At 59.4% G+C, this 23255-nt stretch carries 21 protein-coding genes and 1 riboswitch; of the genes, 8 read left to right on the forward strand and 13 right to left on the reverse strand.

What is annotated here, in order from left to right; translation table 11 throughout:
* The first annotated feature begins 58 nt into the window (after positions 1-58).
* Positions 59-227: riboswitch (Lysine riboswitch) on the forward strand.
* A 65-nt stretch (positions 228-292) separates the two neighbouring features.
* The 3 genes from dapA to dapD are packed head-to-tail and all read left to right on the forward strand — an operon-like array spanning position 293 to position 4094.
* On the forward strand, positions 293-2602 hold the full coding sequence (gene dapA, locus DW913_RS10175; RefSeq protein WP_117797990.1) for a 4-hydroxy-tetrahydrodipicolinate synthase: 2310 nt from the start codon (positions 293-295) through the stop codon (positions 2600-2602).
* Positions 2595-3335 carry a 4-hydroxy-tetrahydrodipicolinate reductase gene (gene dapB / locus DW913_RS06485; protein ID WP_199580792.1) on the forward strand — a complete coding sequence of 247 codons (741 nt, stop codon included), beginning with the start codon at positions 2595-2597 and terminating at the stop codon, positions 3333-3335. The genes dapA and dapB overlap by 8 nt, the downstream gene beginning before the upstream one ends.
* A gap of 39 nt (positions 3336-3374) precedes the next feature.
* Positions 3375-4094 (forward strand): 2,3,4,5-tetrahydropyridine-2,6-dicarboxylate N-acetyltransferase, encoded by a 720-nt coding sequence (dapD, locus tag DW913_RS06490; protein WP_117797991.1) that lies wholly within the window; start codon positions 3375-3377, stop codon positions 4092-4094.
* 78 nt (positions 4095-4172) lie between these two features.
* Here dapD and DW913_RS06495 read toward each other — a convergent pair whose 3' ends face one another.
* The 5 genes from DW913_RS06495 to DW913_RS06515 form a co-directional block, all read right to left on the reverse strand.
* Entirely contained in the window at positions 4173-5177 is a 1005-nt protein-coding gene (locus DW913_RS06495; protein ID WP_117797992.1) for a nucleoid-associated protein, read from the reverse strand.
* 110 nt (positions 5178-5287) lie between these two features.
* Complete coding sequence (locus DW913_RS06500) at positions 5288-6448, reverse strand: DUF2974 domain-containing protein (protein WP_117797993.1); 1161 nt, start codon at positions 6446-6448, stop codon at positions 5288-5290.
* 114 nt (positions 6449-6562) lie between these two features.
* A complete protein-coding gene (locus DW913_RS06505; protein ID WP_089573042.1) occupies positions 6563-7513 on the reverse strand; it encodes an L-lactate dehydrogenase in 951 nt (316 codons plus the stop codon).
* A 201-nt stretch (positions 7514-7714) separates the two neighbouring features.
* Positions 7715-8878, reverse strand: coding sequence for a pyridoxal phosphate-dependent aminotransferase (locus DW913_RS06510; RefSeq protein ID WP_117797994.1), 1164 nt, complete (start codon positions 8876-8878; stop codon positions 7715-7717).
* 118 nt (positions 8879-8996) lie between these two features.
* A complete protein-coding gene (locus DW913_RS06515) occupies positions 8997-10976 on the reverse strand; it encodes an NAD(+) synthase (protein ID WP_233542021.1) in 1980 nt (659 codons plus the stop codon).
* Between the two features lie 203 nt (positions 10977-11179).
* Between DW913_RS06515 and DW913_RS06520 the strand changes: the two genes are divergently transcribed.
* From DW913_RS06520 to DW913_RS06530, 3 genes are all read left to right on the forward strand, one after another.
* Positions 11180-12130 carry a hypothetical protein gene (locus tag DW913_RS06520; protein WP_117797996.1) on the forward strand — a complete coding sequence of 317 codons (951 nt, stop codon included), beginning with the start codon at positions 11180-11182 and terminating at the stop codon, positions 12128-12130.
* A 136-nt stretch (positions 12131-12266) separates the two neighbouring features.
* Positions 12267-13082: a hypothetical protein gene (locus DW913_RS06525; RefSeq protein ID WP_117797997.1), complete on the forward strand. Its 816-nt coding sequence runs from the start codon at positions 12267-12269 to the stop codon at positions 13080-13082.
* A 39-nt stretch (positions 13083-13121) separates the two neighbouring features.
* The gene (locus DW913_RS06530; RefSeq protein WP_147349638.1) at positions 13122-13574 is read left to right on the forward strand and encodes a hypothetical protein; all 453 of its coding nucleotides are present in this window, start codon (positions 13122-13124) and stop codon (positions 13572-13574) included.
* A gap of 102 nt (positions 13575-13676) precedes the next feature.
* Here the strand turns inward: DW913_RS06530 and ettA are convergent, their stop codons facing one another.
* The 3 genes from ettA to DW913_RS06545 form a co-directional block, all read right to left on the reverse strand.
* Positions 13677-15356 carry an energy-dependent translational throttle protein EttA gene (ettA, locus tag DW913_RS06535; RefSeq protein ID WP_055251458.1) on the reverse strand — a complete coding sequence of 560 codons (1680 nt, stop codon included), beginning with the start codon at positions 15354-15356 and terminating at the stop codon, positions 13677-13679.
* Positions 15357-15539: 183 nt separating this feature from the next.
* Positions 15540-16244 (reverse strand): SdpI family protein, encoded by a 705-nt coding sequence (locus DW913_RS06540; RefSeq protein ID WP_117797999.1) that lies wholly within the window; start codon positions 16242-16244, stop codon positions 15540-15542.
* On the reverse strand, positions 16237-16515 hold the full coding sequence (locus DW913_RS06545; RefSeq protein WP_117794490.1) for an autorepressor SdpR family transcription factor: 279 nt from the start codon (positions 16513-16515) through the stop codon (positions 16237-16239). The genes DW913_RS06540 and DW913_RS06545 overlap by 8 nt, the downstream gene beginning before the upstream one ends.
* Positions 16516-16975: 460 nt before the next feature.
* Between DW913_RS06545 and DW913_RS06550 the strand changes: the two genes are divergently transcribed.
* The gene (locus tag DW913_RS06550) at positions 16976-17773 is read left to right on the forward strand and encodes a ThiF family adenylyltransferase (RefSeq protein ID WP_117798000.1); all 798 of its coding nucleotides are present in this window, start codon (positions 16976-16978) and stop codon (positions 17771-17773) included.
* Positions 17774-17787: 14 nt separating this feature from the next.
* Positions 17788-18570: a TatD family hydrolase gene (locus tag DW913_RS06555; RefSeq protein WP_117798001.1), complete on the forward strand. Its 783-nt coding sequence runs from the start codon at positions 17788-17790 to the stop codon at positions 18568-18570.
* A 79-nt stretch (positions 18571-18649) separates the two neighbouring features.
* Here DW913_RS06555 and DW913_RS06560 read toward each other — a convergent pair whose 3' ends face one another.
* Genes DW913_RS06560 through frlD form a run of 5 tightly spaced genes read right to left on the reverse strand, consistent with a single transcriptional unit; the run spans position 18650 to position 23136 of the window.
* Complete coding sequence (locus DW913_RS06560) at positions 18650-20167, reverse strand: FGGY-family carbohydrate kinase (protein ID WP_117798002.1); 1518 nt, start codon at positions 20165-20167, stop codon at positions 18650-18652.
* Positions 20168-20173: 6 nt separating this feature from the next.
* The gene (locus DW913_RS06565) at positions 20174-20983 is read right to left on the reverse strand and encodes a BtpA/SgcQ family protein (RefSeq protein ID WP_233503156.1); all 810 of its coding nucleotides are present in this window, start codon (positions 20981-20983) and stop codon (positions 20174-20176) included.
* A 33-nt stretch (positions 20984-21016) separates the two neighbouring features.
* Positions 21017-21445 (reverse strand): secondary thiamine-phosphate synthase enzyme YjbQ, encoded by a 429-nt coding sequence (locus DW913_RS06570; protein WP_006234356.1) that lies wholly within the window; start codon positions 21443-21445, stop codon positions 21017-21019.
* A gap of 2 nt (positions 21446-21447) precedes the next feature.
* Positions 21448-22308 (reverse strand): amidohydrolase family protein, encoded by an 861-nt coding sequence (locus tag DW913_RS06575; RefSeq protein WP_233542022.1) that lies wholly within the window; start codon positions 22306-22308, stop codon positions 21448-21450.
* 27 nt (positions 22309-22335) lie between these two features.
* Positions 22336-23136: a fructoselysine 6-kinase gene (gene frlD / locus DW913_RS06580; protein ID WP_117798004.1), complete on the reverse strand. Its 801-nt coding sequence runs from the start codon at positions 23134-23136 to the stop codon at positions 22336-22338.
* Positions 23137-23255 lie beyond the last annotated feature (119 nt).

Consider the following 23255-nt stretch of genomic DNA (forward strand, 5'->3'; position numbering starts at 1 on the left):
TTTAAACGTTATATACGAATACTCTTGTTTGGTAAAGTGCAACGTGGTAGGGTCTTTACCACTTGATAGAGGCGCGGGCACGAAGATCCGCGGGCGAGTCGGCAGACTTTGACCCCGTGGGGAGGCGAAACCCGCCGAACTGGGTTTTTCGGGCACGAACAGCCTGGTGGGCCTGCGGGAAACACCCGCAGGACTGTCTGCAGCAATGCGGGAGCGCTATCCGGACATTGGGTCCACGCTATGCGGATTCGATGCGCAGATGGCGCCGTCTGGATAGCGAGGTTTACGGGACATGGCATTGACCCCCAACGAGGCGTATGCGGCCAAGCAGCCGTTTGTGGACAAGGAGACGCTCGAGCATATCGTCGAGCAGTTCCCCACGCCGTTTCATCTATACGACGAGGCGGGCATCCGCCGCAACATGCAAGAAGTGCGCGACGCCTTTGCATGGAACCCGGGCTTTAAGGAATACTTTGCCGTCAAGGCCAACCCCAACCCGGCGCTCATCTCCATTCTCAACGAATACGGCTGCGGCTGCGATTGCTCGAGCTATACCGAGCTCATGATCGCCCGCTCACTGGGTATCACGGGACACGACATCATGTTCTCGTCCAACGACACGCCGGCTGCCGACTTTGAGCTCGCCGACAAGCTGGGAGCCATCGTCAACTTTGATGACATCAGCCACATTGAGTTCTTTGAGCGCGTTGCGGGGTCAATCCCCAAGACGGTCAGCTGCCGCTTTAATCCGGGTGGCCTGTTCCAGCTCTCCAATGGCATCATGGATAACCCCGGCGACTCCAAATACGGTATGACCACCGAGCAACTCTTCGAGGCCTTCCGCATGCTCAAGGCCAAGGGTGCCGAGGACTTTGGTATCCACGCATTCCTTGCCAGCAACACCGTCACCAACGACTACTACCCCAAGCTTGCGCGCATCCTCTTTGAGCTTGCCGTGCGCCTGGAGCGCGAGACCGGCGCACACGTCGCCTTCATCAATCTGTCCGGCGGCGTCGGCATCCCCTATCTGCCCGAACAGCAGGCCAACGACATTCACGCCATCGGCGAGGGGGTACACACGGCATACGACGAGATCCTGGTTCCTGCCGGCATGGGCGATGTGGCCATCTGCACCGAGATGGGACGCTTTATGATGGGCCCCTACGGCTGCCTGGTCACCAAGGCCATCCACGAGAAGCAGATCTACAAGGACTATATCGGTGTCGACGCAAGCGCCGTCGATCTGATTCGCCCTGCCATGTATGGCGCCTACCACCACATTACGGTGATGGGCCAGCCGGGTGGCGCCGACAAGACCGTAGCACCGGTCACAAACACGTACGACATTACGGGCAATCTGTGCGAGAACAACGATAAGTTCGCTATCGACCGCGAGCTGCCGCAGATCGACATGGGTGATGTACTCGTGATCCACGATACCGGCGCACATGGCTACTCCATGGGCTACAACTACAACGGCCGCCTGCGCTCCGCCGAGGTTCTGCTGCGCCCCGATGGCTCGGCCGACCTCATCCGACGCGCCGAGCGCCCGGGCGATTATTTTGCCACGCTCGACGTGTTGCCGTGCGGCCGTGAGCTACTGGCCAAATCGCGTGCCGAAAGCGCCCGCCGTCGCGCCCAGGACGAACGCCTGGCCGTCGCCGCTCAGTGGAACAAACGCATCCAGATCGCGGAAGCGAAGGAGAAGAACATGGACATCCGTAATCTCGAGGGCTCAATCGTCGCCCTCGTCACTCCGTTTAAAAAGGACGGTAGCGTCGACTTTGACGCGCTCGAGCGCCTTATCGATTTCCACCTGCAAAACGGTACCGACGCCATCCTCACCCTGGGCACCACCGGCGAGAGTGCCACGATGACCGATGACGAGGACAACTCCGTTGTCGCCGCCGTGGTCAAGCAGGTTGCAGGACGCGCCCCCGTCATCGCCGGCTCGGGCTCCAACTCCACGCAGACGATGCTCACCAAGTCACTTACCTACCAGGGCCTGGGCGCCGATGGTCTGCTGCTCATTACCCCCTACTACAACAAGTCTAACGAAGAGGGCATCTACCAGCACTTTAAGACCGTGGCCGACGCCGTGGACATCCCCTGCATTCTGTACAACATCCCCGGCCGTTGCGGTTGTGGCATCAGCGAGCGCAATGTGGAGCGCCTGGCCGCGCACCCCAACATCATGGGCATCAAGGAGGCCTCGGGCAACGTTGCCTACGCGGCCAAGATCGCCCACCTACTGTCCGATGACTTCCGCATGTACTCGGGCGAGGATGCACTCACCGTGCCTCTCATGAGCCTGGGCGCCTCGGGCACCATCAGCGTGTGGGCCGATGTTCAGCCGCAGCTCGTGCACGACATGTGCCGTGCCTATCTGGACGGTGACGTGGAGCGCGCCCGCGACATCCAGATTGCCGGTCAGCCACTCATCAACGCCCTCTTTAGCGAGGTCAACCCCATCCCCGTTAAGGAGGCGCTCGCTCAGATGGGTATGATCGAGGCAAACTACCGCATGCCGCTATGCCCCATGGCAGACAACACGCGAGCTGCACTTACCGATGCTCTGAAGGGAGCTGGTCTGCTTGATTAAGACCGTCATTATGGGAACGGGCCGTATGGGCTCGCTCATCCGCACCACCGCCGAGGGCGTTGTCGACGCCGCCGGTCAGCCCGTTTTTGATATCGTCGCCCAGATCGGCTTCGACTTGTCCGAGCTCGAGAGCGCACCGGCCGCCGACGTCATCATCGACTTCTCGAACGTCGTGACCTTCGATGCCGTCGTCGCCTATGTCGAGCGTACAGGCGCGGCACTCGTTTCCGGCACCACGGGTTATTCGCCTGAGCAGATGGACCGCCTGCGCGAGCTGGGCCAGAATGCCCGTGTCATGCATTCGGGCAACTACTCTATCGGCATCGCTGCCCTGCGCCATCTGGTTGCCCAGGCCACGCGCGAACTGCCCGGCTTTGACTGCGAGATTGTCGAGACGCACCACAACCAAAAGGTCGACGCTCCCAGCGGCACCGCTAAGCTGCTACTCGACGCTGTAGTCGAGGCTGAGCCCGAGGCAGGTTACCACCCTGTCTACGGTCGCGAGGGCATGTGCGGCGCTCGCGATCCCAAGGAAATCGGCATGCACTCGCTGCGCGGCGGCACCGTCGCCGGCGTGCACGAGGTGAGCTTCTTTGGCCAGGACGAGGAAGTCACGCTCACGCATCGCGCCACGAGCCGTCAGATCTTCGTCAACGGCGCTCTGACAGCCGCGCAGAAGCTCGTCACCCGCGAGCACGGCTTCTATACGTTCGACCAGGTCATGTTCGCCTAACCAGTTATCTACCGTACCCACGCAAAGGAGAAACAGCATATGAGTAACGCAGCCGAGATGGATGCCCAGGAGATTATCAATTACATCGCTACCGCACCCAAGAAAACGCCCGTCAAACTGTACGTGCGCGAAAAGCCGGGCATGAAGGTCCAGTGGGGCGATGCGCACGTCTACGGCGGCCGTCGTGGCAAGACCGTCTTTGGCGACTGGGATGAGCTCAAGGCCATCCTGGACGCCAATGCCGATTCCATCGACTACTACGACGTCGAGAATGACTGCCGCAACTCCGCCGTCCCTATGCTCGACCTTAAGGGCATCAATGCCCGCATCGAGCCGGGCGCGATCATCCGCGACCGCGTCGAGATCGGCGACCGTGCCGTCATCATGATGGGTGCCATCATCAATATCGGCTCCGTCATCGGTGAGGGCTCCATGATCGACATGGGCGCCGTGCTGGGCGGCCGCGCCACCGTGGGCAAGAACTGCCACATCGGCGCTGGAACCGTGTTGGCAGGTGTCGTTGAACCCGCAAGCGCCACGCCCGTCATCATCGAGGACGATGTCATGATCGGCGCCAACGCCGTGGTCCTGGAGGGCGTGCGCGTGGGTAAGGGCGCTGTCGTTGCCGCCGGCGCCGTGTGCGTCGAGGACGTCCCCGCCGGTGCCGTCGTGGCCGGTGTCCCCGCCCGCGTCATCAAGATGCGCGACGAGAAGACCGACAGCAAGACCGGCCTGGAAGAGGGCTTACGTCAACTTTAATAGTTACGCGGTTATGACAAAAAGGCCGAAGTCCCAAAGGGCTTCGGCCTTTTCGTTACGGTCAATCTGCTCGATCCCTTATCGATTCTCGATGCTGCCGATATTCTTGAGCTCGATGGAGATGAGGCCGTTGGGTTCGTTGACGAACTCGATGTACTCGGAGTTCGAACCCATCTCGGCCGGGAAGCTGATCTCGATGCCCGTGTCGGTACGAATCTTGTGATTGCGCACCGCCGCGCGCTCGACTTGCTTGCGTTCCACGGGCACGCGCTCGGGCACCTTCTCCTCGGTCAGTGCCGCGCGCACGCTTTCCTTGATGACCGGCTCGTCCTCAAAGACCTCATCGACGATATCCCAAGGCGGCAGCTCTTCGTCATCCTCAACCTTCTCGGCAACGGCAGCCTTAACCTTAGCGAGCGCTACGGCCGTATTGGCACCGTGCTCCTCGGCGACCTCCTCGACCACGCGCGTCACGGTGTCGATGACCTCCTTGCCCGACACGCCCGTATCGCACTGCAGCAGACCGTCGGGAATGAGCATGCGGTCCTCACCGGCAATCTTGCGCTTCTTGTCCACATAGCCGATCTCCATGGTGCTCGCGCGCACGATGGCATAGCTTGGCACCTTTTGGGAAGGATTCGGCAGGATAGCATAGTGGCGCGCGATGTCGTTGCGTACCTCGCCCTCCTCGCGGGCCACCTCGTGCATAAAGGCCTGTTTGGAGCCCAGCAGCATCACAGCAAACCAGCGGGCATCCTCATCGTCGTCAAAGTCGGCCACGAGCACGTCGGTGGACTCGGCTTTCTCGGCTTTGGTGAGCTCGGAGGAGATAAACTCCGCAATCTGCTGCGACAGGTCCACGAACTCGCGCTCGCCAAAGAAATAACCCTTGAGCTCGCCGCCAAACGCAGAGTTCTCGGCAAACGTGGCGCGCTTATTGTCGGCCGAGGTTCGTGCGCGGCGCAGATGCGTGGTCACAAAGTTGCGCACGGTACGGCTCTCGATATCGAGCTCGCGCTGGCTCATGACGTTGACGGCAGAGTCAAAGTCCAGGATATGCAGAATCGCGTGATTGATTTTCATATACGGCATTCCGTTCTAGATCGATTTCGGCACGAACCAGTATAGCGGTCGAGCCCGCCCCATGCGCATCGAAGCTTGGTGCTCGGGGACAGGTTGCTTTGCACCAATGGTTAGCGCAGGAGCTCGGACTGCCAAGCCTCAAGCTGTTCTGCCAAACTCTTGCCGGCAGCGGGCATGTCGATCTGGGGTCGTTTGGGCAGCAGCGCGCATTTAAGGATTGCCACGATGGTCTGCGAGACAAAGCGTCGCGTATCCTCGTCAAAGCCTTGCGCAGCCTGGAGCATCACGGGCAGGCTCTCGCACAGATTCCCGGCGATATCCGCAAACCGCTCAGCACCCGTAGCCTCAAACACGGAGAACAACGCATCTACAAAACGCTCGCGCTCGCTAGGTGACACTGCAAGCAGCATCTCGCGAATGGAGTCATCAACGTATCGAGCACCGGCGGACAGGCGCTCACAGTACACGAAGTCGTGACCATCAACCACCCAGCTAAAGGGATTGTGCTGCAGCAGGCTGAACTCGGTGCTCTCAACGATGGCATAGTCCTCCTGTGTCTCGAACATCATGCCAAAGATCGACGACCGAGGTAGCGTCTTGTCGATTCGACCGGAAAGATCGGCAAAGGCGTTGCCGTTCAGAAACTCCTCGACGAAGCCCGGACCATCATGGGAATACACCCGTTCGATTCGCTCACGGGCGACATCGGAGCACATCGCCGCACCGTACACCGCAAGGTTTCCACCCTTGGAATGACCTCCGCACAAAAGCGGCCCGTCAATCGCATCCGCTGCCTCGTCCACATAGCGCGCCGCAGATTCCTGGGAGGGCACGGGACACCGGAACGCCATGTTGAAGTCCTCTTTCCAGCCCACAATCGTGCTGTCGGTCCCCCGGAAGGAAAGATAGCTAAACCCCGCCGGAAACCGGAACGCCATGGCTGCAAACTGCTCTGTCGCCACCACATCGCTCACGGCACGATAGCCGCAAACGTGCACGCCACGGTAGCGAGGGCTTGCTGCCACGGCCTCCAACAAGGCCCTGCTCCCCTCTGGATCCCACAGGTCGCCAATCATGTCCCGGTAGCACTCGGCACGAAGCAGCTCGCGTACGTCTAGGCCCTGCCAGTTCGTCAGCTCCGCCATAACACCCGGCAAACGCAAATAGGACAACCACGCAAAGACCAGGCTATCCACCGCGCAGAACGGCCGTTCCTCAAACGGGTCAAACGCCGTCTGGGCATAGGTCAAAAAATTAGGCGAATCCGACATGGCCCTCCCATCAACTATGGTGCATTGGGGTCAGGTTACTTTGCACCAAAAAGGCGCCCGGGCCGTGTGGGCTCGGACGCCTCCATTGTAGCGTTTCGCTCTAGCGAGCTTGATTTAGCAGGAGAAGTCGACGCTGTCGATGATGTCCTTGAGGGCCTTGGCGGAGGCGGTAAGCTCATGCTGCTCGTCATCGTTCAGCGGCACGGGGACGCGGCAGACAACGCCGTCGCGGCCAACAACGGTCGGCATGGAGATGGCAAGATCGGACAGGCCATACTCGCCCACCATGAGCGAGGAGACGGGCAGAACGGTCTGCTCATCGCGCATGACGGCGGTGCAGATGCGCTTGACGGCCATGGCGACACCATAGTAGGTGGCATGCTTCTTCTCGATGATGGTGTAGGCGGAGTTCTTGACGTCCTCGGCGATACGCTTCTCGGCAGCCTCATGCTCCAGATGACCGTGAAGCTCGCAGAAGGTGTTCAGCGGAACGCCGGCAACCTGAGCGCTGGACCAAGCGACAAACTCGGAGTCACCGTGCTCACCCATGACATAGGCCTGGACATCGCGCGGGTCAACCTCGACGTGGGCACCAAGCATCTGCTGCAGACGGCCGGTGTCGAGCACGGTACCGGAGCCGATGACATGGCCCTCGGGCAGGCCGGACATCTTGATGGCGGCGTAGGTCAGAACATCGACCGGGTTGGAGACGATGAGCAGAATGCCGTCGAAGCCGGACTTCTTAATCTCGGGGATAATGGACTTAAAGATGCTGACGTTCTTGTTGACCAGGTCCAGGCGAGTCTCACCGGGCTTCTGGGCAGCGCCAGCGGTGACGACGATCATGGCGGCGTCGGCGACATCGGAATAATCGCCGGCGTAGATCTTCATCGGCTCGGCAAACGTCATGCCGTGCGCGATATCCAGGGCCTCACCCTCGGCGCGGTTCTTGTCCACGTCGATGAGGACCATCTCGGAGAACAGGCCACTCTGCATCAGCGCGAACGCCGAAGACGAACCAACGAAACCGCAGCCGACAATAGCGACCTTCTTCTCGTTAACCATTAGAAACTCCCATCTCTCTCCACAAGCAAGCCGCCCGGGAACGACCCGAGCGGCTTGCCGTAATCCCAATACATCCAATCGGGACTTTGATTATGCTCCTATTCGCAGCCAAAAATCGACCGTTTACCGAAATTGTTTGCAGAAATCGTAAAATAACTGCACGAAATCGGTTTCGAGCTATTGACGAGCCGAAATACCTTTCTAATACAGGCCCGCCTCGCGAATGGCCTCGACAGCCAAAGCAATCTGGTCGGGCGGCAAGACCAGCGCCATGCGCACGTGCCCCTCGCCCGAAGGACCAAAGCTCGCGCCCGGCGTCACCACAACGCCGGCCTTCTCCATGAGCTCCTCGCAAAACGCCATGGAATCGGTGCGACCACCGGGAAGCTTGGCCCACACGAACATGGAGCCATGCGCGTTGGGACGCTCCCAGCCCAGGTTCTCAAGACCGTCGCACAGGGCATCGCGGCGCTCCTGGTACTTCAGACGCTGCGCCTCGACCTCATCGCGCGGACCGTTCAGGCAGGCGATAGCAGCCTTCTGGATCGGGAAGAACATGCCAAAGTCGATCTGGCCGCGCAGCTTGGCAAAGGCAGAGACCACATCCTCGCGGCCGACCAAAAAGCCGATACGCGCACCGGTGACGTTAAACGACTTGGAGAGCGAGAAGAATTCCACGCCCACCTCGAGCGCACCGGGATACTGCAAGAAGCTGCCGCCCGGCTCGCCGTCGAACACGATGTCGGAGTACGCGTTGTCATGGACGATGAGCAGGTCGTGCTCGCGGGCGAAAGCGATGATCTCCTCGTAGACCTCGGGCGTGCCCACCGAGCCGACCGGGTTTGCGGGCAGCGACACGATCATGTACTTGGCACGATCGGCCACCTCGGGGTCGATACCCGCCACATAGGGCAGGTAATTATGCTCGGCAACCAACGGATAGTACTCGAGCTTGGCATCGGCGATCTTGGCACCCGCCTCAAAGACCGGGTAGCACGGATCGGGAACCAGAATGGTGTCGCCCGGATCGAGCAGGGCCAGACCCAAATGGCCCACGCCCTCCTGCGTGCCGTTGCACGACTGCACCATGGGCGGCGTAATACCCGAAACGCCAAAGCGGCGCTCATAGTAATCGCACACGGCTTGCTTGAGTTCGGGCAGGTCGCGCAGGGCATACTTCCACATCTCGGGATCTTGGGCTGCTTGCGTGAGCGCCTCGACCACGTGGTCGTACGGCTTAAAGTCGGGCGTGCCCACGCTCATGTTGTAAATGGTCTTGCCCTGAGCCTTCAGCGCGAGAAGCTTGTTGTTGAGCGAGGCGAAGACCTCCGCGCCAAAGCGGTCGAGACGCTGCGATGCCTGCATGGTGCCACCTTTCGATATGAAAAACGCGGCGCTCCGACAAGAGCGCCGCGCGATACGGGCCATCAGATTGCAAAAGTGTAACGCTTACAAACCCCGCATTGGTTCAATTTAGCCAACCTTAGTCAATTACATTGAGCGCGTCGATCTGGGCGAGCCACAGGCGCGAGCTGGCGTCACTCGGCATGCGCCAATCGCCGCGCGGGCTGAGCGTGACCGAGCCCACCTTGGGGCCATCGGGCAGGCAGCTGCGCTTAAACTGCTGGGCAAAGAAGCGACGGTAGAACGTGCGTAGCCACGTGTGAATGGTCTTGACGTCGTAGACGCCCTCGAAGCTCTTGAGCGCCATGCGGTAGATCTTGCTCGGCTCAAAGCCAAAACGCAGCAGGTAGTAGAGGAAGTAATCGTGCAGCTCGTACGGGCCCACCAAATCCTCGGTCTTCTGCGCAATCTCGCCGTCGCCCGTGGGCGGCAGAAGCTCGGGGGACACCGGCGTATCGAGGATATCGAGCAAGACCTCGGCAATACGCCCGCCAAAGACATCAGCCGCATAGCGCACCAGATGGCGCACAAGCGTCTTGGGCACGCTCGCGTTGACGGCGTACATGCTCATGTGGTCGCCGTTATAGGTAGCCCAGCCGAGCGCCAGCTCCGACAGGTCGCCCGTGCCGATGACAAAACCACCAGCCTGGTTGGCCAGATCCATCAGAATCTGCGTGCGCTCGCGGGCCTGACTGTTCTCGTAGGTCACGTCCTGCACAGCAGGGTCATGCTCGATATCCTTAAAGTGCTGCTCCACGGCCGCGTGAATCGAAACCTCGTGGAAGCTCACACCCAGGTCGCGGGCAAGCGACTCGGCATTCGACTTGGTGCGATGCGTCGTGCCAAAGCCGGGCATGGACACGGCAGTGATGCCCGTGCGCGGCAGCCCCAGTGCATCGAAGGCACGCACGGTCACAAGCAGCGCCAACGTGGAGTCCAGGCCGCCTGAAAGACCGATGACAGCCGCCTTGGTACCCGTATGGGCAAGACGGGTCTTGAGGCCCGCGGTCTGCAGGTCGAGGATGGTCTCGCAACGCTCGGCCAGGTCACCATGGTCGGCCGGAACAAAGGGCGCGCGGGGGAAAACGCGGTCGATGTCGCAGGCGTCGCGCAGGACGGGAGCCTCGGAGAGCGTGCCCTCAAAAGAAAACTCAACGGTCGTGGCCTCCGGCGCATCGTCCGCGCGCGCCCACGTCGTCGCGCGGCGGCGCTCGGCAACCAGGCGGTCAAGATCAACATCGGCGATGGCCATGTCGCAGGTAAGCAGCTTGGTCGCGGCGAGCTTGGAGCCGTTTTCGTAGATAAGGTTCTCGCCCGCAAAGACCATATCGGTCGTGGACTCGCCCTCGCTCGCGTCCGCGTAGGCATAGGCACAGTACAGGCGCGCGCTTTGGTTAGAGATAAGGCTGCGGCGGTAATCTGCCTTACCGATGATTTCGTCAGAGGCCGACGGGTTGAGAATCACCGTCGCACCGGCAAGCGCCATCTCGGTCGAAGGGGGCGCCGGCACCCACAGGTCCTCACAGACCTCAACGCCCAGCACCAGGTCCTCGGCGTCCTCATCACAGCAACGGTAGACAAGCCCCGAACCCAGCGGGACCGGACCCTGACCGGCAAATTCAACCCACACGGGATCCGCAGGCGCCGGAGCAAACCAACGGCGCTCATAGAACTCGCCATAGTTGGGCAGATACTTCTTGGCCGTGAGACCCAAAAGCTCGCCCGCGCAGCACACGGCGGCGCAGTTGTAGATATTCTCGGCAACTGTAACGGGAAGACCGACAGTAAAGACAATCGGCAGCTCACGAGTCTCGTCGAGGATATGCACCAGAGCAGCCTCGCAGGCATGAAGCAGCGTGCGGTTATGGAACAAATCGGCCGCGGTATAGCCGCACAGGTTAAGCTCGGGCAGCACCAACGCACGAACGCCGCGCTCAGCAGCCTCGCGAACAGCCGCCAGCGCAACCTCGGCATTGCCCTCGACATCGGCCACGCGAATCCGCGGCGACGCCGCCGCCACACGCAAAAAGCCATCAGACTGAGAAAGGTGAAGATTCATAAGAATGCTCCCGTGCGTAGACGCCATTCACAACAATTAGCAAGCTCTATTGTAGTTCAACCGCCGGGTGCAACCGCATCCCACCAACTTGGTGAGCTATTGATGAGTTGATGGTATCTGTTAAATGTCACGTACGATTCACATCTGATGGGTACCCTGATGGCTGCATGAAACGAAGCAGATTTACATCGGGAGGGCCCCGTATGACAACCAAGTACACCGATGCGCCGCGCACGCGCGTCATGACACCGGCCGCGCTCAACAACGGCGTTCACGAAAACCATTCCATCGGACAGACCATGGCCATCGCGCCCAAAAAGGGCCTGTTCGATGACATTTCCATTCCTCAGATCATCGCCGGCGCCGCAGCCGCGGCCACAAGCGTGGCGCTTGCCTCCAAGATCGGTATCGCCGGATCGGTAATCGGCGCCGCCGTGAGCTCGGTCATCACCGTTGTGTCCTCGCAGATCTATCGCCACTTTATCTCCGCCAGCGCCGAAGCAATCAAGGGCACGCATGCCGCTGTCGACTACCCTGCCGGCGCCTATGAGCCCGTTGAGTTTGATGCCGAGGAGCACCTGGGCGGCGCCGCGACTACACAGGAGATGCGCCAGATTGCGGGGCGCGCGACCACGGCGCGCGTCGCCCCCAACAGCCTGCGCGCCAAGGCCGCTGCAGAGCGCAGCCAAACGCAAAAGAAGGTCATCATCTTCTCGATCGCTATCGCCATCGTCGCGGTCATCGCCTGCGCCGGCGCCATCCTTATCACCACTGCCGGTGAGGGTCTGGGCGAGCGTCCCGAGCCAATCCTGTCGTCGCGCACGACCGAGAGCGATGCAAATGGCAACACCCAGTCGCAGGATCAGCAGACACAGACGGACGACACGCAAGACAGTTCTGCCTCTGCCAATTCGTCCTCGAACACCCAAAACCAATCGCAGGGCACCGATTCCTCTACGGCCAACAGTGGCACGCCGTCCGGCACGACCGACTCAAGCCAAACGACCGACGATTCTCAGCCGAGCACGGGCGACCAGACGAGCGACACCACGTCGGGAACGGGTACAACAAACAGCAGCAACAGCAATTCGAGTGGCACCACATCGGGCACGGCATCTGACAGCTCAAGCCAAGGCACGACATCGGGCAACTAGGCACTGCATCCCCAGATAGGTAACCTGTACAACGGGCGCGAATCGAAAGCGGTTCGCGCCCGTTTGCCTTGGGCGCCGCCATGGCGAACGCCATGCGATGGTAAGATGCTTTACATGTGTAAAGAGGAGATTTGCCATGAGCAAGACAATAGTTAGGCCCACGCTTTCGCTGGGCAACCACATCTATCTGTATCGCCTACTGCGCGATGCGATTGGATGCGGCAAGCAAACGTTTATGACGCAGGTCGAGGAGGCGCTCGCCGCCGGCGACATGACCGCTTATGACCTGGGCTTCGAATCCACGCGCGAGCTGCTCGAGGAGCTCAACGACTGCATTAAGCTGACCGTCTTTAAGGGCGGCCGCCTGTATGCCACCGTCATCGTCAACGAGGCCTGGGATACCGCCCTTGCCAAGGGCGAAGACAAGCCCAAGGCTGCCAAGGGCGCCAAGCAGTCCTACAAAAAGAAGAAACGCGGTGAGAAGGACCTCAAGGCCGTGCGCCCCAAGCACGTTAAGCGTCCCGAGCCAGAAACCATGGTTGAAGCCGCGCCGGAACCCGAGTCCGAGACAGAGATCGAAGTCGCTATTGAGGTAACGGCAGAAGCCGAAACCGAAATCGCCACCACGACCGATCCCAAAGTCATATCCGAGCAGGAAGCCACTGCGGAGCTCGACGAGGCTCCCAAGTCGACAACCGAAGAAGCCGCTGACCAACCCGAGACGCCTGCGTTCCAAAACAGCGATGTCTTTGGCAACGAGGCCGAGGACGATCGGCCCGAAGAACTCGCAGAACAGGACGCTACCGAATCGGCACCGGAGCCCGAGACGCCGCAGCCCGCCATCTCGCTCACGGTCGTCTATGACCCCGAGAACGCCAATGCCGGCATCACCACCATGGCCTCCACACCGGTCGAGGCAAAGCCGTCTGTCGAGGCGGAGGACGCCCCGTAAGCCGATGCCAAAACCGAGACTGAAGACACATCCGTCTCCGTGGAACCGACAGATTCCGCAGTTAAGCCGGAACCGGCGCCCGAGTCTGCACCCGCCATCGAGTCCGCATCCGCACCTGTCTATGACCAAATTCCCGCACCGGCACCGGCTTCGGTACCCGCAGCGGCCCCAACCTCCGTACCCGCAGTGCCCTCCATCCCCGAGGACTTCCCCGTCGATTTCGCAACCGAGGTCTTCTGCCCCGGCCCGTTGCTACACCAGCTGTCGACTTATCTCCCCTACGGCGCCGACACGCTCGGCATCGTCGGCGAGTACTACTGGATCGCCCGCGAGCGCGGTACCATCGAGGCCGCGCGAAACCGCGCAAGCTTCCCCCTGCGCTACACGCAGGCCGGCGAGCGCCACGAAGTCACCGTGCGCATCCGCCGCAACACCACCGGAGGCCTCGGAGCCACCTGGACCGTCAACAAGGTTGAAGAATCCAACGAATAGCAAAACGCGGCGAACGTCACAAAAACGTTCGCCGCGTTTTTTATTTTCCCAGGTTGAGCATAAGTTCGTGTGACAAAGGGGCTGTCCCTTTGCCACATCAAACTAGTCCCTGGTAAGTTTCCTGTGGATACGATGCGGCTGGGCTGCGTCCTCGCCCAGGCGCTCGATGCGGTTGGCCTGATAGGCCTCGAAGTTACCCTCAAACCAATACCAGTTGCCCGGGTTCTCATCGGTGCCCTCCCACGCCAGGATGTGCGTGGCGACGCGGTCCAGGAACATACGGTCGTGGCTAATGACCACCGAGCAGCCCGGGAACTCGAGCAGCGCCGCCTCGAGCGAGGACAGCGTCTCGACGTCGAGATCGTTCGTGGGCTCGTCGAGGAGCAACAGGTTGCCGCCCTGCTTGAGCGTGAGCGCCAAGTTCAGACGGTTGCGCTCGCCACCGGAGAGTACGCCGGCGCGCTTCTGCTGGTCCTGGCCCTTAAAGCCAAAGCTCGCCACGTACGCGCGGCTCGGAACCTCGGTCTCGCCGACCATCATGTGGTCCAGGCCGTCCGAGACGACCTCCCATAGGTTCTTATCGGGGTCGATGCCGGAACGGTTCTGGTCGACGTAAGAAATCTTGACGGTCTCGCCCACCTCGAGCTCGCCCGAAGTCAGCGGCTCCAAACCCACGATGGTCTTGAAGAGCGTGGTCTTGCCGACACCGTTGGGGCCGATGACGCCCACGATGCCGTTACGCGGCAGGGTGAATGAAAGGTCGTCGATGAGCACGCGGCCATCGAACTCCTTGTGCAGGTGATGGGCCTCGAGCACCTTGTTGCCCAGACGCGGGCCCACAGGGATGCGGATGTCGGTCCAGTCGAGCTTCTGGCTTGCGCGGGCCTCGGCCTCCATCTCCTCGTAGCGAGCCAGACGGGCCTTGTTCTTGGCCTGGCGAGCCTTGGGCGAGCTGCGTACCCACTCGAGCTCGGCCTCCATGCGCTTGGCGAGCTTGGCATCGCGGTTGCCCTGCGCCTCGATACGCGCGGCCTTGGTCTCCAGATACGTGGAGTAGTTGCCCTTGTAGGGATAGAGGTGGCCGCGGTCGACCTCGCAGATCCACTCGGCAACGTTATCCAGGAAGTAGCGATCGTGCGTGACGGCAAGCACCGCGCCCTGGTAGTTGTGCAGGAAGTGCTCGAGCCACAGGATCGACTCAGCGTCCAGGTGGTTCGTGGGCTCGTCGAGCAGCAGAAGGTCGGGAGCCTCGAGCAGCAGCTTGCACAGGGCCACACGGCGGCGCTCGCCGCCGGAAAGCACGTTGACCGGCATGTCGGAATCGGGCAGCTGCAGAGCGTCCATGGCCTGGCCGAGTTTGGAATCGATATCCCAGCCGTCGGCGGCGTCAATCTCGTCCTGGAGCTTGCCCATCTCTGCCATGAGGGCGTCCATGTCGCAGTCCGGGTCACACATCTCCTCGCCGATCTTATTGAAGCGATCGACCTTGGCGATCATGTCGCCAAACGCCATGCGCACGTTCTCGATGACGGTCTTGTCGTCGTCGAGCGGCGGCTCCTGCTGCAGGATACCCACGGTGTAGCCGGGGGTGAGCCTGGCATCGCCGTTGGAGACCTCCTCAATGCCGGCCATGATCTTGAGCAGGGTCGACTTGCCCATGCCGTTGGGGCCCACGACACCGATCTTGGCACCGGGGTAGAAGCTCAGGGTCACGTCGTCAAGGATTACCTTGTCGCCATGGGCCTTGCGAGCCTGATACATCTGGTAGATAAACTCTGCCATTTGCCTGTTTTATCCTTTCTACCTGCTGTTTCCCTATTCTTGTTTCGCTTTAGTGGAAACGAAATGAGGAAATCAGCTCTGAAACTTAACGAAAAAGGGGCATGGTTGCCCACGCCCCTAATACTACCTGGGAAAAGTCCCCCAGAACATACTATGAACTGCGTACGCTAGTTTTCCGCAACCTTAGCGAACGGCTCGCTGCGATTTACGCCACAGCAGATACGAGTAGACGTAGACGGCTCCGACCGAACCAAACGCCAGCACCGCAATCACCGCGGCGACGACTTCACTCGAAAGCACGCTACCCGCCACGCCCATCACAATCAAACCAACACCCAGCACCATAAAGCAGGCGCCGCCAAAACGCTGCGTACGGCGCCAGTTCTCGGGATCGGCAAGCGCCCAAGGCGTCTTGATACCGAGCGTATAGTTCTGCTTCACACGCGGCAAGTAGTTGCCTACGCCGATGAACAGCAAACCGATAGCACCGGAAATCAGCACGTTGACCGAACCGACCGCCGGCACCACGCCCCAGACCGTAAGCTCACCCAACCAGCTTATGGCACACATGAACAAGGTGAAGGCGATTACGAAGCCCTGATAGAACTTGCCCGAGGTTCGATATGCCTCACCTTTGGGATCGATGCGCGGCACCACGAAGAACATTGCGAGAAGCGCCAGAGGCAGCACGCCGAGCGCGGAGGCCATCCAGCTAGGACCCCAACCGTCGACGGCGCCGTTCGCGCCCCAGTGCGTGGGAATCTGCGCCGGCAGGCTCGGCATCACCATAAGGTGCGCCGCGACATTAATAGCGCAGACCACAACAAGCATGGCCCATACACGCGGCGATACCCCCGTGGTATGAATGCCCTTGTTTTCGTTATTCATCCTTATCACCTTCCGTGTTTGTAAAGCCCATAAACCAACCGATCAAGTCCTGCATGACGGTGGTGTTTAAGCTGTAAACGATGTTTTGGCCATGACGTTCGTCGGTCACCAACCCGGCGTTTTTGAGCGTCGCCAAGTGATGGCTCAATGACGGCTTGCTAATGTCAAAATGCTCGGCAAGCTCCCCGGCCGTACAATTGCCCTCGCGCAGCAGTTCCAAAATGTGACGTCGTGTAGGATCGGCCAGCGCTTTAAAACCCTCTCCCGGCATAGGACCTCCTCTCACTATCTCTCACGACGCGCACACTATACTCGTTATTTAGATGTTTGTCTAATTATCTAATTTGATACTAAGTATAGAACATGCGTTCGTTTTTAGATACAATGAGCCCAGAAGCAGATGGGTCAGCTCCCTCTTACCAAGAAGGAGATGGACTATGAGTATTGACGATGTCCTGACGTTGTTATTGCTTGTAATCGCGGCTGTGGAACTCGGCATCCACATTGGAGGTCGAATGAAATAGCCGCCCCCGCGTAATGCGAAGACGGCCACTTCTCACGCTACAAACGTGTTTTGGAGTTGGCCAACCCGCTGCAACGGGTGCCATCTGCTTCATCTTATGCGAATCCCGATCTCATTTCAACAAGCCCCTAGGGCTCAAATGGAATCGTGATAATCCCTATAATGGCGATAGCCCAAACACGATCCGCTTCCCCATCGGAGGACATCTATGACCGAAACCGCAGCCGCAGCTCCCGTCGAGACACGCGACACCAAGCTCGAGATCATCATGGGCCGTGAGGCGCTCGATAAACTTGCCAACGCCACGGTGCTGGTGCTGGGCTGTGGCGGCGTGGGCTCCAACTGCTGCGAAGCGCTCGCGCGCGGCGGCATCGGTCATTTTGTGATTCTGGACAAGGATATCGTCGCGCCCAGCAATATCAATCGCCAGGCCATCGCCTTTCACAGCACCGTCGGCAAGCGCAAAGTCGATGTTATGGAAGCCCTGATCCACGATATCAATCCCGCCGCCAGCGTTATCAAGCGCACCGAATACCTGCTGAGCGACAACATCGATGATTTCTTCGCGAGCGTTTTGGAGCAGACGGGTGGCAAGCTCGACTACGTCGTCGACGCCATCGACACCATCTCGGCCAAGCTCACTATTGCCAAATATGCTCAGGACCACGACATCCGTTTGGTTAGCTCCATGGGCGGGGCCAACAAGCTCCATCCCGAGTGCCTACGCTTTGCCGACATCTTCGATACGGTACGTGACCCCATGAGCCGCATTATGCGCAAAGAATGTAAGAAGCGCGGAATCAAGAGCCTACATGTACTGTTTAGCTGCGAGGAATCGGTTAAGACACAGCCCCGCGACCCTTCCAACATCCACGAGCGCACCGAGCTGGGAACTGCCAGTTTTATGCCGCCCATCATGGGTCAGATGATTGCCGGCGAGGTTATCCGCCAGATCAGCGGGCGCGGCACCGAACGCGTACGCTCCGATGGCCAGCGCCTAAATTAACGAGACGCGCCGCGATGACACCGCAATTATTTGATGCGCATTGCCATCTTGATCTAATGGTTCACCCGGACGCCGTTGCCGATGAGGCGACGGCACTGGGCCTGGGCCTCTTTGACTGCGGCGTCGATCCGCGCGACTTCGCAAGCGCCAGCAAGCGCGCCTGCAGCCGTTCAAACATCTTTGTTGGAATCGGTCTCCATCCCTGGTGGCTTGCCGACGAGCGATGCGGAATCGCTGAAATCAATCTACTATGCGAAGTCGCTGCGCAAGAGCGATTTATCGGCGAGGTCGGACTCGACTTTTCCGCACGCTTTGCTGGAAGTGAGCCGCTACAAATACAGGCATTTGACCGGCTCTGCGATGCGCTCGTGCAGCATCCTCTTACCGGGCGCGTGATATCAATTCACGCCGTTCGTTCGGCGGGAACCGTACTGAACGTCCTCGAATCGCATGGACTACTCATCCCAAACTCCGACTCCCCCGTTATCATCTTCCACTGGTTTAGCGGCACTTCGGACGAACTCGTCCGCGCGCGAAACGCAGGCTGCTATTTTTCCGTGAACGAGCGTATGCTCGCCACCAAGCGTGGTCGCGAATATGCCCGACAGATTCCACTCGACCGTCTACTGCTCGAGACCGATGCGCCGGCCGAGCCAAACACAGAAACAAGTGTGCAATCGCTCATCAGATCGCTCGCAAGGACCTCGATGCACATTGCCTCACTCAAAAACTGTGACGCAAAGCGCATTGAGTCGGTAGTTTTAGCAACTGCGCACTCTGTTTTTGACCTTCGCTAACCCCTGTGGGCAAAAATGCCAAGGGACATGCGAATCGCACAACGCAGTCCCCATTGGCAGGCAGTACAATTCGGCAGCATTACACCAATTCGTGCATGAGATCACGGTTGCGTGCATACAATTCGTCAAAGATATGACGACGCGACGCATATAGCTCGTGGGCAGCCATATCGGGCACGATTGTTTGTGCAACGCCAAGGACTTGGGCGAGTTCATCCCATGATGCATAGGCGCCACCTGCGAGAGCTGCCATGATGGCATCACCGAAGCATGCGCCCACCGTAACCTTGGCAACCGAGACCTCGCGCCCGCATACGTCGGCGATAGCCTGCATCCAAACTGGATTCTTGGTTCCACCTCCGACAAGCATAATGCGCCCAATTGGCAGTCCATGCTCTCGCTCGATAATGTCGACATGGGATGCAACGGTATACGCGACGCCTTCCAAGGCGGCGCGAACCATATGGGCTCGCGTATGCCTTCCGGTCAGGCCAAAGAAGACGCCACGTGCCTCGGGATCGTTGAGCGGAGTACGCTCCCCCGCAAAGTACGGCAGGCACAGGAGCCCATCGGCACCCAGCGCCACATCGGCGGCATCATGCGCCATGACCGAATATGCATCGGGGCCACCGTGGCCCTCGGCCTCCACGGCGTCGCGATACAGTTCTTGGCGCAGCCACGATGTGAGTGCACCCGCCGTATTGGTCCCCGCGCAGATCCCGTAAGTTCCGGGAATGATAAACGTCCCTGGCCACAGGCGGGCATCATCGACCATATGATCAGCTAGGTAGATGAAATACGCCGTGCTCCCCAACTGAACCATCATATCGCCGGGACGAAATACACCCGTCGAAATGGCCTCGGCACCAGAGTCGCCCGTTCCCACTAAGACAGGTGTCCCTGCCGCGAGCCCTGTCGCCTCAGCCGCGCGCTGCGTAATCACCCCGGCAATATCGGTAGCCGACATTACCTCCGCCATCTGGTCAGGCCGGCAGAAACGAGCACATTCCCGAGCATCAACCCTCCAAGTGTAGCGGTCGTATAGGGGAAGAAAATCCTCCGCCAAGTAACGGTCCACCGTAAAACGCCCCGTCAACTTTGCGCATAGAAACGATGATGCCGTCAGGAACTTCGCGGCACGTTCGTGCACCTCGGGCATATTCTCCTTAAACCATAAGATCTTAGGAGCAATATCTGATGAGCAGGGATCGTGCCCGAAAAGTTCGCGTGCGCGACCTGACCCATATTCGGAAAGGAGCTCGTCAATCTGCGGCTTCGAACGTGCATCGACTCCATACAAAATCGCGGGCGCCAGCGCGTTGCACTCGGTATCGACCGGCACACAGTCGCAACCCAATGCGGAAAGGCCCACGCATCCGATCTGCACCGCGTTAACCCCCGATCGCATCACCAGCTCGCGCGACAAGCGGCAAAAATCGCCCCACCAAACTGCCTCAGCATCATGCTGGTACCATCCATCACACGGGTTGTCCGTCTCATGTCCACAAGAGGCTTGGCAAACGATGTTGCATCGATCATCGATTAAAACGCCTTTAGAGGCGCTTGTCCCAATATCAATACCCAGATAGAGCGCCATAGGTGCCTACTCCCCTCGCGCCGTACGAGCGGCAGCCATAAAACGAACCACCCGCTCAACATCAATCGGGGCATCCAGCTTTCCGTCGCGCTTTAAGCACGTGCCGACAAACGCGCCATCGTAGTGAGCAAATACGTCAGCCACGGTATTTTCGCGACAACCGGTGCCGCATACCACGGGCACTTCGCCAACACGCTCGCGGACCTCGTCGGCAAGCTCGCCCGAAGCGCCACGACCGGCAGCCGAACCGCCGATGACCATCGCATCCGGTAGGCAATTAAAGAGAAGTGAATCGGCAATGTCCGCGGTCGTGCGGTCGTTGAGATAAACCTCGCCCTCGCTCGTGATGAAGTGAAAAAGCTTGAGGTCGTCCAAGCGCAGCGCCGCCTTGCGACGCATGGTGTGAGCGAAATCTCGGTTAATCAGCCCGAGATCACCGGCCCAGGCACCGCAAAAATTGCAGCGCGTGAACTGCGCGTCGACGGCAGCGCACAGCTCGATTGTGGCATCACCATCGTAAATTGCCTCAGCTCCCCAAGGAGTCGACAGATCATGGGACAGAGCCCCGATTACATAGCCCATCGATGCAAGGGTTGAGGGAGAAACATGCTGCTCATAGGGCATCGAGAGCTCATTGGTAATCAAAATGCCATCGACACCGCCCTGCTGCAACGCCTCGAGATCCCGCTTGGCGGCTTCCACGACCTGCGATACGCTTCCGCCCGGGTAATACAGCGGATCGCCCGGCAGAGGACGCAGGTGCAGCATTCCGATAACCGGCTTTTCGTTCTTGAACATCGAAGTTAGAAACGACATAACGTGCTCCTTCATAGGGTTATTGCAGGGACGTTACTCCCCCAGCACCTCGACGTACACTTTTCGCTTCTGCGGACCGTCAAACTCCGCAAGATAGATGTTCTGGGCACTTCCGCACACGATGTGGCCATCTTGGACGGGAAAGAAGCAACTGTTTCCACAAATCATGCTCTTGATATGCCCACAGGAGTTGTTACCGGTGGCTCCATAGCTCGGCAGGAAGTGTGCATGCGCATAGGGGGCATCGAGTGGGGCGATGCGATCAAGCGTCTCCATAAGATCCGTCTCCACGCAGGGCAGTCCCTCGTTTACCACGATTCCGCAGGTCGTATGCGACAAAATAATCGCCGCCAAGCCATTGGTCACCGAGCTGCGTTCGATGGCAGCGTGCACGTCCTCGGTAATATCGATGAACTGGTCCGGAGCAGTCGATAGATAGCTCAATGTCTCGAGCGTCACCATGTTCACTCATCCCCTTCAAGAAAACGCAGGGCATTACCCCAGTAGAGCCTTTCTCGCGCATCATCGCGCATGGGCACGGTATCGAGCGCCCGCTTGAGTTTGAATGCACGGAAGCGCGGCGTATTGCTGGCGAACATCACTTGGTGCGATAGCGCGCGCTCATACCACAGCGGCCCCATATCGACCGTGAAAAGACGCTGCATCATCTCCTCGGGCGAATCGATGTAAGTGATAGAGGTGTCCGTGTAGCAGTTGGGATACTTGAGCAGCATCGCCACGGTCTCGCGCACCCAGGGCCAGCCAAAGTGGGTCAAACTAAAACGCACATTTGGATGCGTTGCGATTGTGTGCTCAAATACAAGCGGATTACTGCGCGAGAGCTCTGCGCCCGGCTCCCAAGACATACCGGCATGGAAAACTACCGGCTTGTTATAGCGCTCGCACAGCTCGTAAAGCGGCTCGGCCACGGCATCATCGGGAGCAAAACCCTGCTTTGCCGGATGCAGGCAAAGCCCCTTTGCCCCCAACTCGGTAAAGGCGCGCCCCAATTCGTCTGCGGCACCGCTCACCTGCGGATCTACGCTCGCAAATCCCCACAGACGATCGGGATGCGCGGCAACCAGCATGGCAATCTGGTCATTGGTGCCAAAATGCCCTCCGCATGCCGTGGTTACATCGAGCGGCATGAGCACGCTCTTCTGCACATCGCAGACGTCCATCTCGACTTGAAGCTCATCCCAATCCATGGGGCCCATATGCCCCATACCAAATTCTCGTGACCAAAAACCGAATCCATCAGGCTCATCACCCGGCGTATAGATCTCGCCGTAGAGCATGGGCTGGACCAACATGTCGATAACCATTTCGCACTCCTTTCCAAGCATTTGACCCTAGTACGGCTCAAAAGAGCCGATGACGCGGGACGAAAGCTCGGCGCCCGCCTTCATACACGCCGGAATATCAAGGCCATCAATCACGCCCTTGGTAAACCCGGCGATATACGAGTCACCGGCGCCCACGGTGTTAACGACCTTCTCCGCCGGTACGATCCCGCACTCATAGAAGCGTTCGCCGTCAAAGGCAATGCTTCCCTTCTCGCCAAGCGTGGCAACTGCCACCCGCGGCCCCAACTTCTGTACGTGACGTACCCAATCACGCAGCTCCGGAGTGTCCTCTTCAAACGACATAAACGCATAGTCTACGTAAGGAAAATGAGCCTCGCAGGCATATTCGGGATCCTGGCTGAACACCGAGAAGTCCATAACCACCGTCTTGCCCGCATCATGCCATTCGGGCAGGAGGTCCAAACAATTGCCAAACAGGTCGGTATGAATGATGTCATGCTCTAGGATAAACGCCCGGTCATCTTCATTCGGTCGATATGTCTCCATTACGCCATCGATTGCCTCGAGATGCACGCGATCGACGCCGTCTTTCAATGCCATGAGCATCACCGAGGTGTCGCCATCCTCCACCCGCAGATGTGAGATATCGAACCCCTCAGCGGCCAGCGCCTCTCTCATCTTGTCTCCGTACTCGTCCTTGCCGACAACCGACACGGCGGATACCGAAACTCCCATTCGTGCAAGATGGATACCCCAGTCAATGCCATTACCAGTCGGATAGAACACGCCGATGTTTTGATAGACGTCCGCACAGCAAAAACCAGCCGCGCACGCTTTAATACTCATGGTCTTCTCCAATGTTCAAAAGGGGACCCACCACATGGCGAGCCCCCTTTTCGCGTTTCGCTTATTGTTTTGCATCGGCCGTCCAAAGCCTCATAGCCAGACCGCCGTACGCTTTCTTA

It is taken from the genome of Collinsella sp. AM42-18AC (assembly GCF_003467965.1).
GTDB lineage: Bacteria > Actinomycetota > Coriobacteriia > Coriobacteriales > Coriobacteriaceae > Collinsella.

Coding starts and splice junctions, on each gene's coding strand:
- DW913_RS06560 (WP_117798002.1), bottom strand. CDS start 20,167: ATGGCGCTCTATCTGGGTATTGATATTGGGACAAGCGCCTCTAAAGGC.
- DW913_RS06500 (WP_117797993.1), bottom strand. CDS start 6,448: ATGTCGGATTCGCCTAATTTTTTGACCTATGCCCAGACGGCGTTTGAC.
- DW913_RS06520 (WP_117797996.1), top strand. CDS start 11,180: ATGACAACCAAGTACACCGATGCGCCGCGCACGCGCGTCATGACACCG.
- DW913_RS06565 (WP_233503156.1), bottom strand. CDS start 20,983: ATGTCGTTTCTAACTTCGATGTTCAAGAACGAAAAGCCGGTTATCGGA.
- DW913_RS06575 (WP_233542022.1), bottom strand. CDS start 22,308: ATGGTTATCGACATGTTGGTCCAGCCCATGCTCTACGGCGAGATCTAT.
- ettA (WP_055251458.1), bottom strand. CDS start 15,356: ATGGCAGAGTTTATCTACCAGATGTATCAGGCTCGCAAGGCCCATGGC.
- DW913_RS06540 (WP_117797999.1), bottom strand. CDS start 16,244: ATGAATAACGAAAACAAGGGCATTCATACCACGGGGGTATCGCCGCGT.
- DW913_RS06505 (WP_089573042.1), bottom strand. CDS start 7,513: ATGGTTAACGAGAAGAAGGTCGCTATTGTCGGCTGCGGTTTCGTTGGT.
- frlD (WP_117798004.1), bottom strand. CDS start 23,136: ATGAGTATTAAAGCGTGCGCGGCTGGTTTTTGCTGTGCGGACGTCTAT.
- DW913_RS06515 (WP_233542021.1), bottom strand. CDS start 10,976: ATGAATCTTCACCTTTCTCAGTCTGATGGCTTTTTGCGTGTGGCGGCG.
- DW913_RS06570 (WP_006234356.1), bottom strand. CDS start 21,445: ATGGTGACGCTCGAGACATTGAGCTATCTATCGACTGCTCCGGACCAG.
- dapA (WP_117797990.1), top strand. CDS start 293: ATGGCATTGACCCCCAACGAGGCGTATGCGGCCAAGCAGCCGTTTGTG.
- DW913_RS06525 (WP_117797997.1), top strand. CDS start 12,267: ATGAGCAAGACAATAGTTAGGCCCACGCTTTCGCTGGGCAACCACATC.
- DW913_RS06550 (WP_117798000.1), top strand. CDS start 16,976: ATGACCGAAACCGCAGCCGCAGCTCCCGTCGAGACACGCGACACCAAG.
- DW913_RS06510 (WP_117797994.1), bottom strand. CDS start 8,878: ATGCAGGCATCGCAGCGTCTCGACCGCTTTGGCGCGGAGGTCTTCGCC.
- dapD (WP_117797991.1), top strand. CDS start 3,375: ATGAGTAACGCAGCCGAGATGGATGCCCAGGAGATTATCAATTACATC.
- DW913_RS06555 (WP_117798001.1), top strand. CDS start 17,788: ATGACACCGCAATTATTTGATGCGCATTGCCATCTTGATCTAATGGTT.
- DW913_RS06495 (WP_117797992.1), bottom strand. CDS start 5,177: ATGAAAATCAATCACGCGATTCTGCATATCCTGGACTTTGACTCTGCC.
- DW913_RS06545 (WP_117794490.1), bottom strand. CDS start 16,515: ATGCCGGGAGAGGGTTTTAAAGCGCTGGCCGATCCTACACGACGTCAC.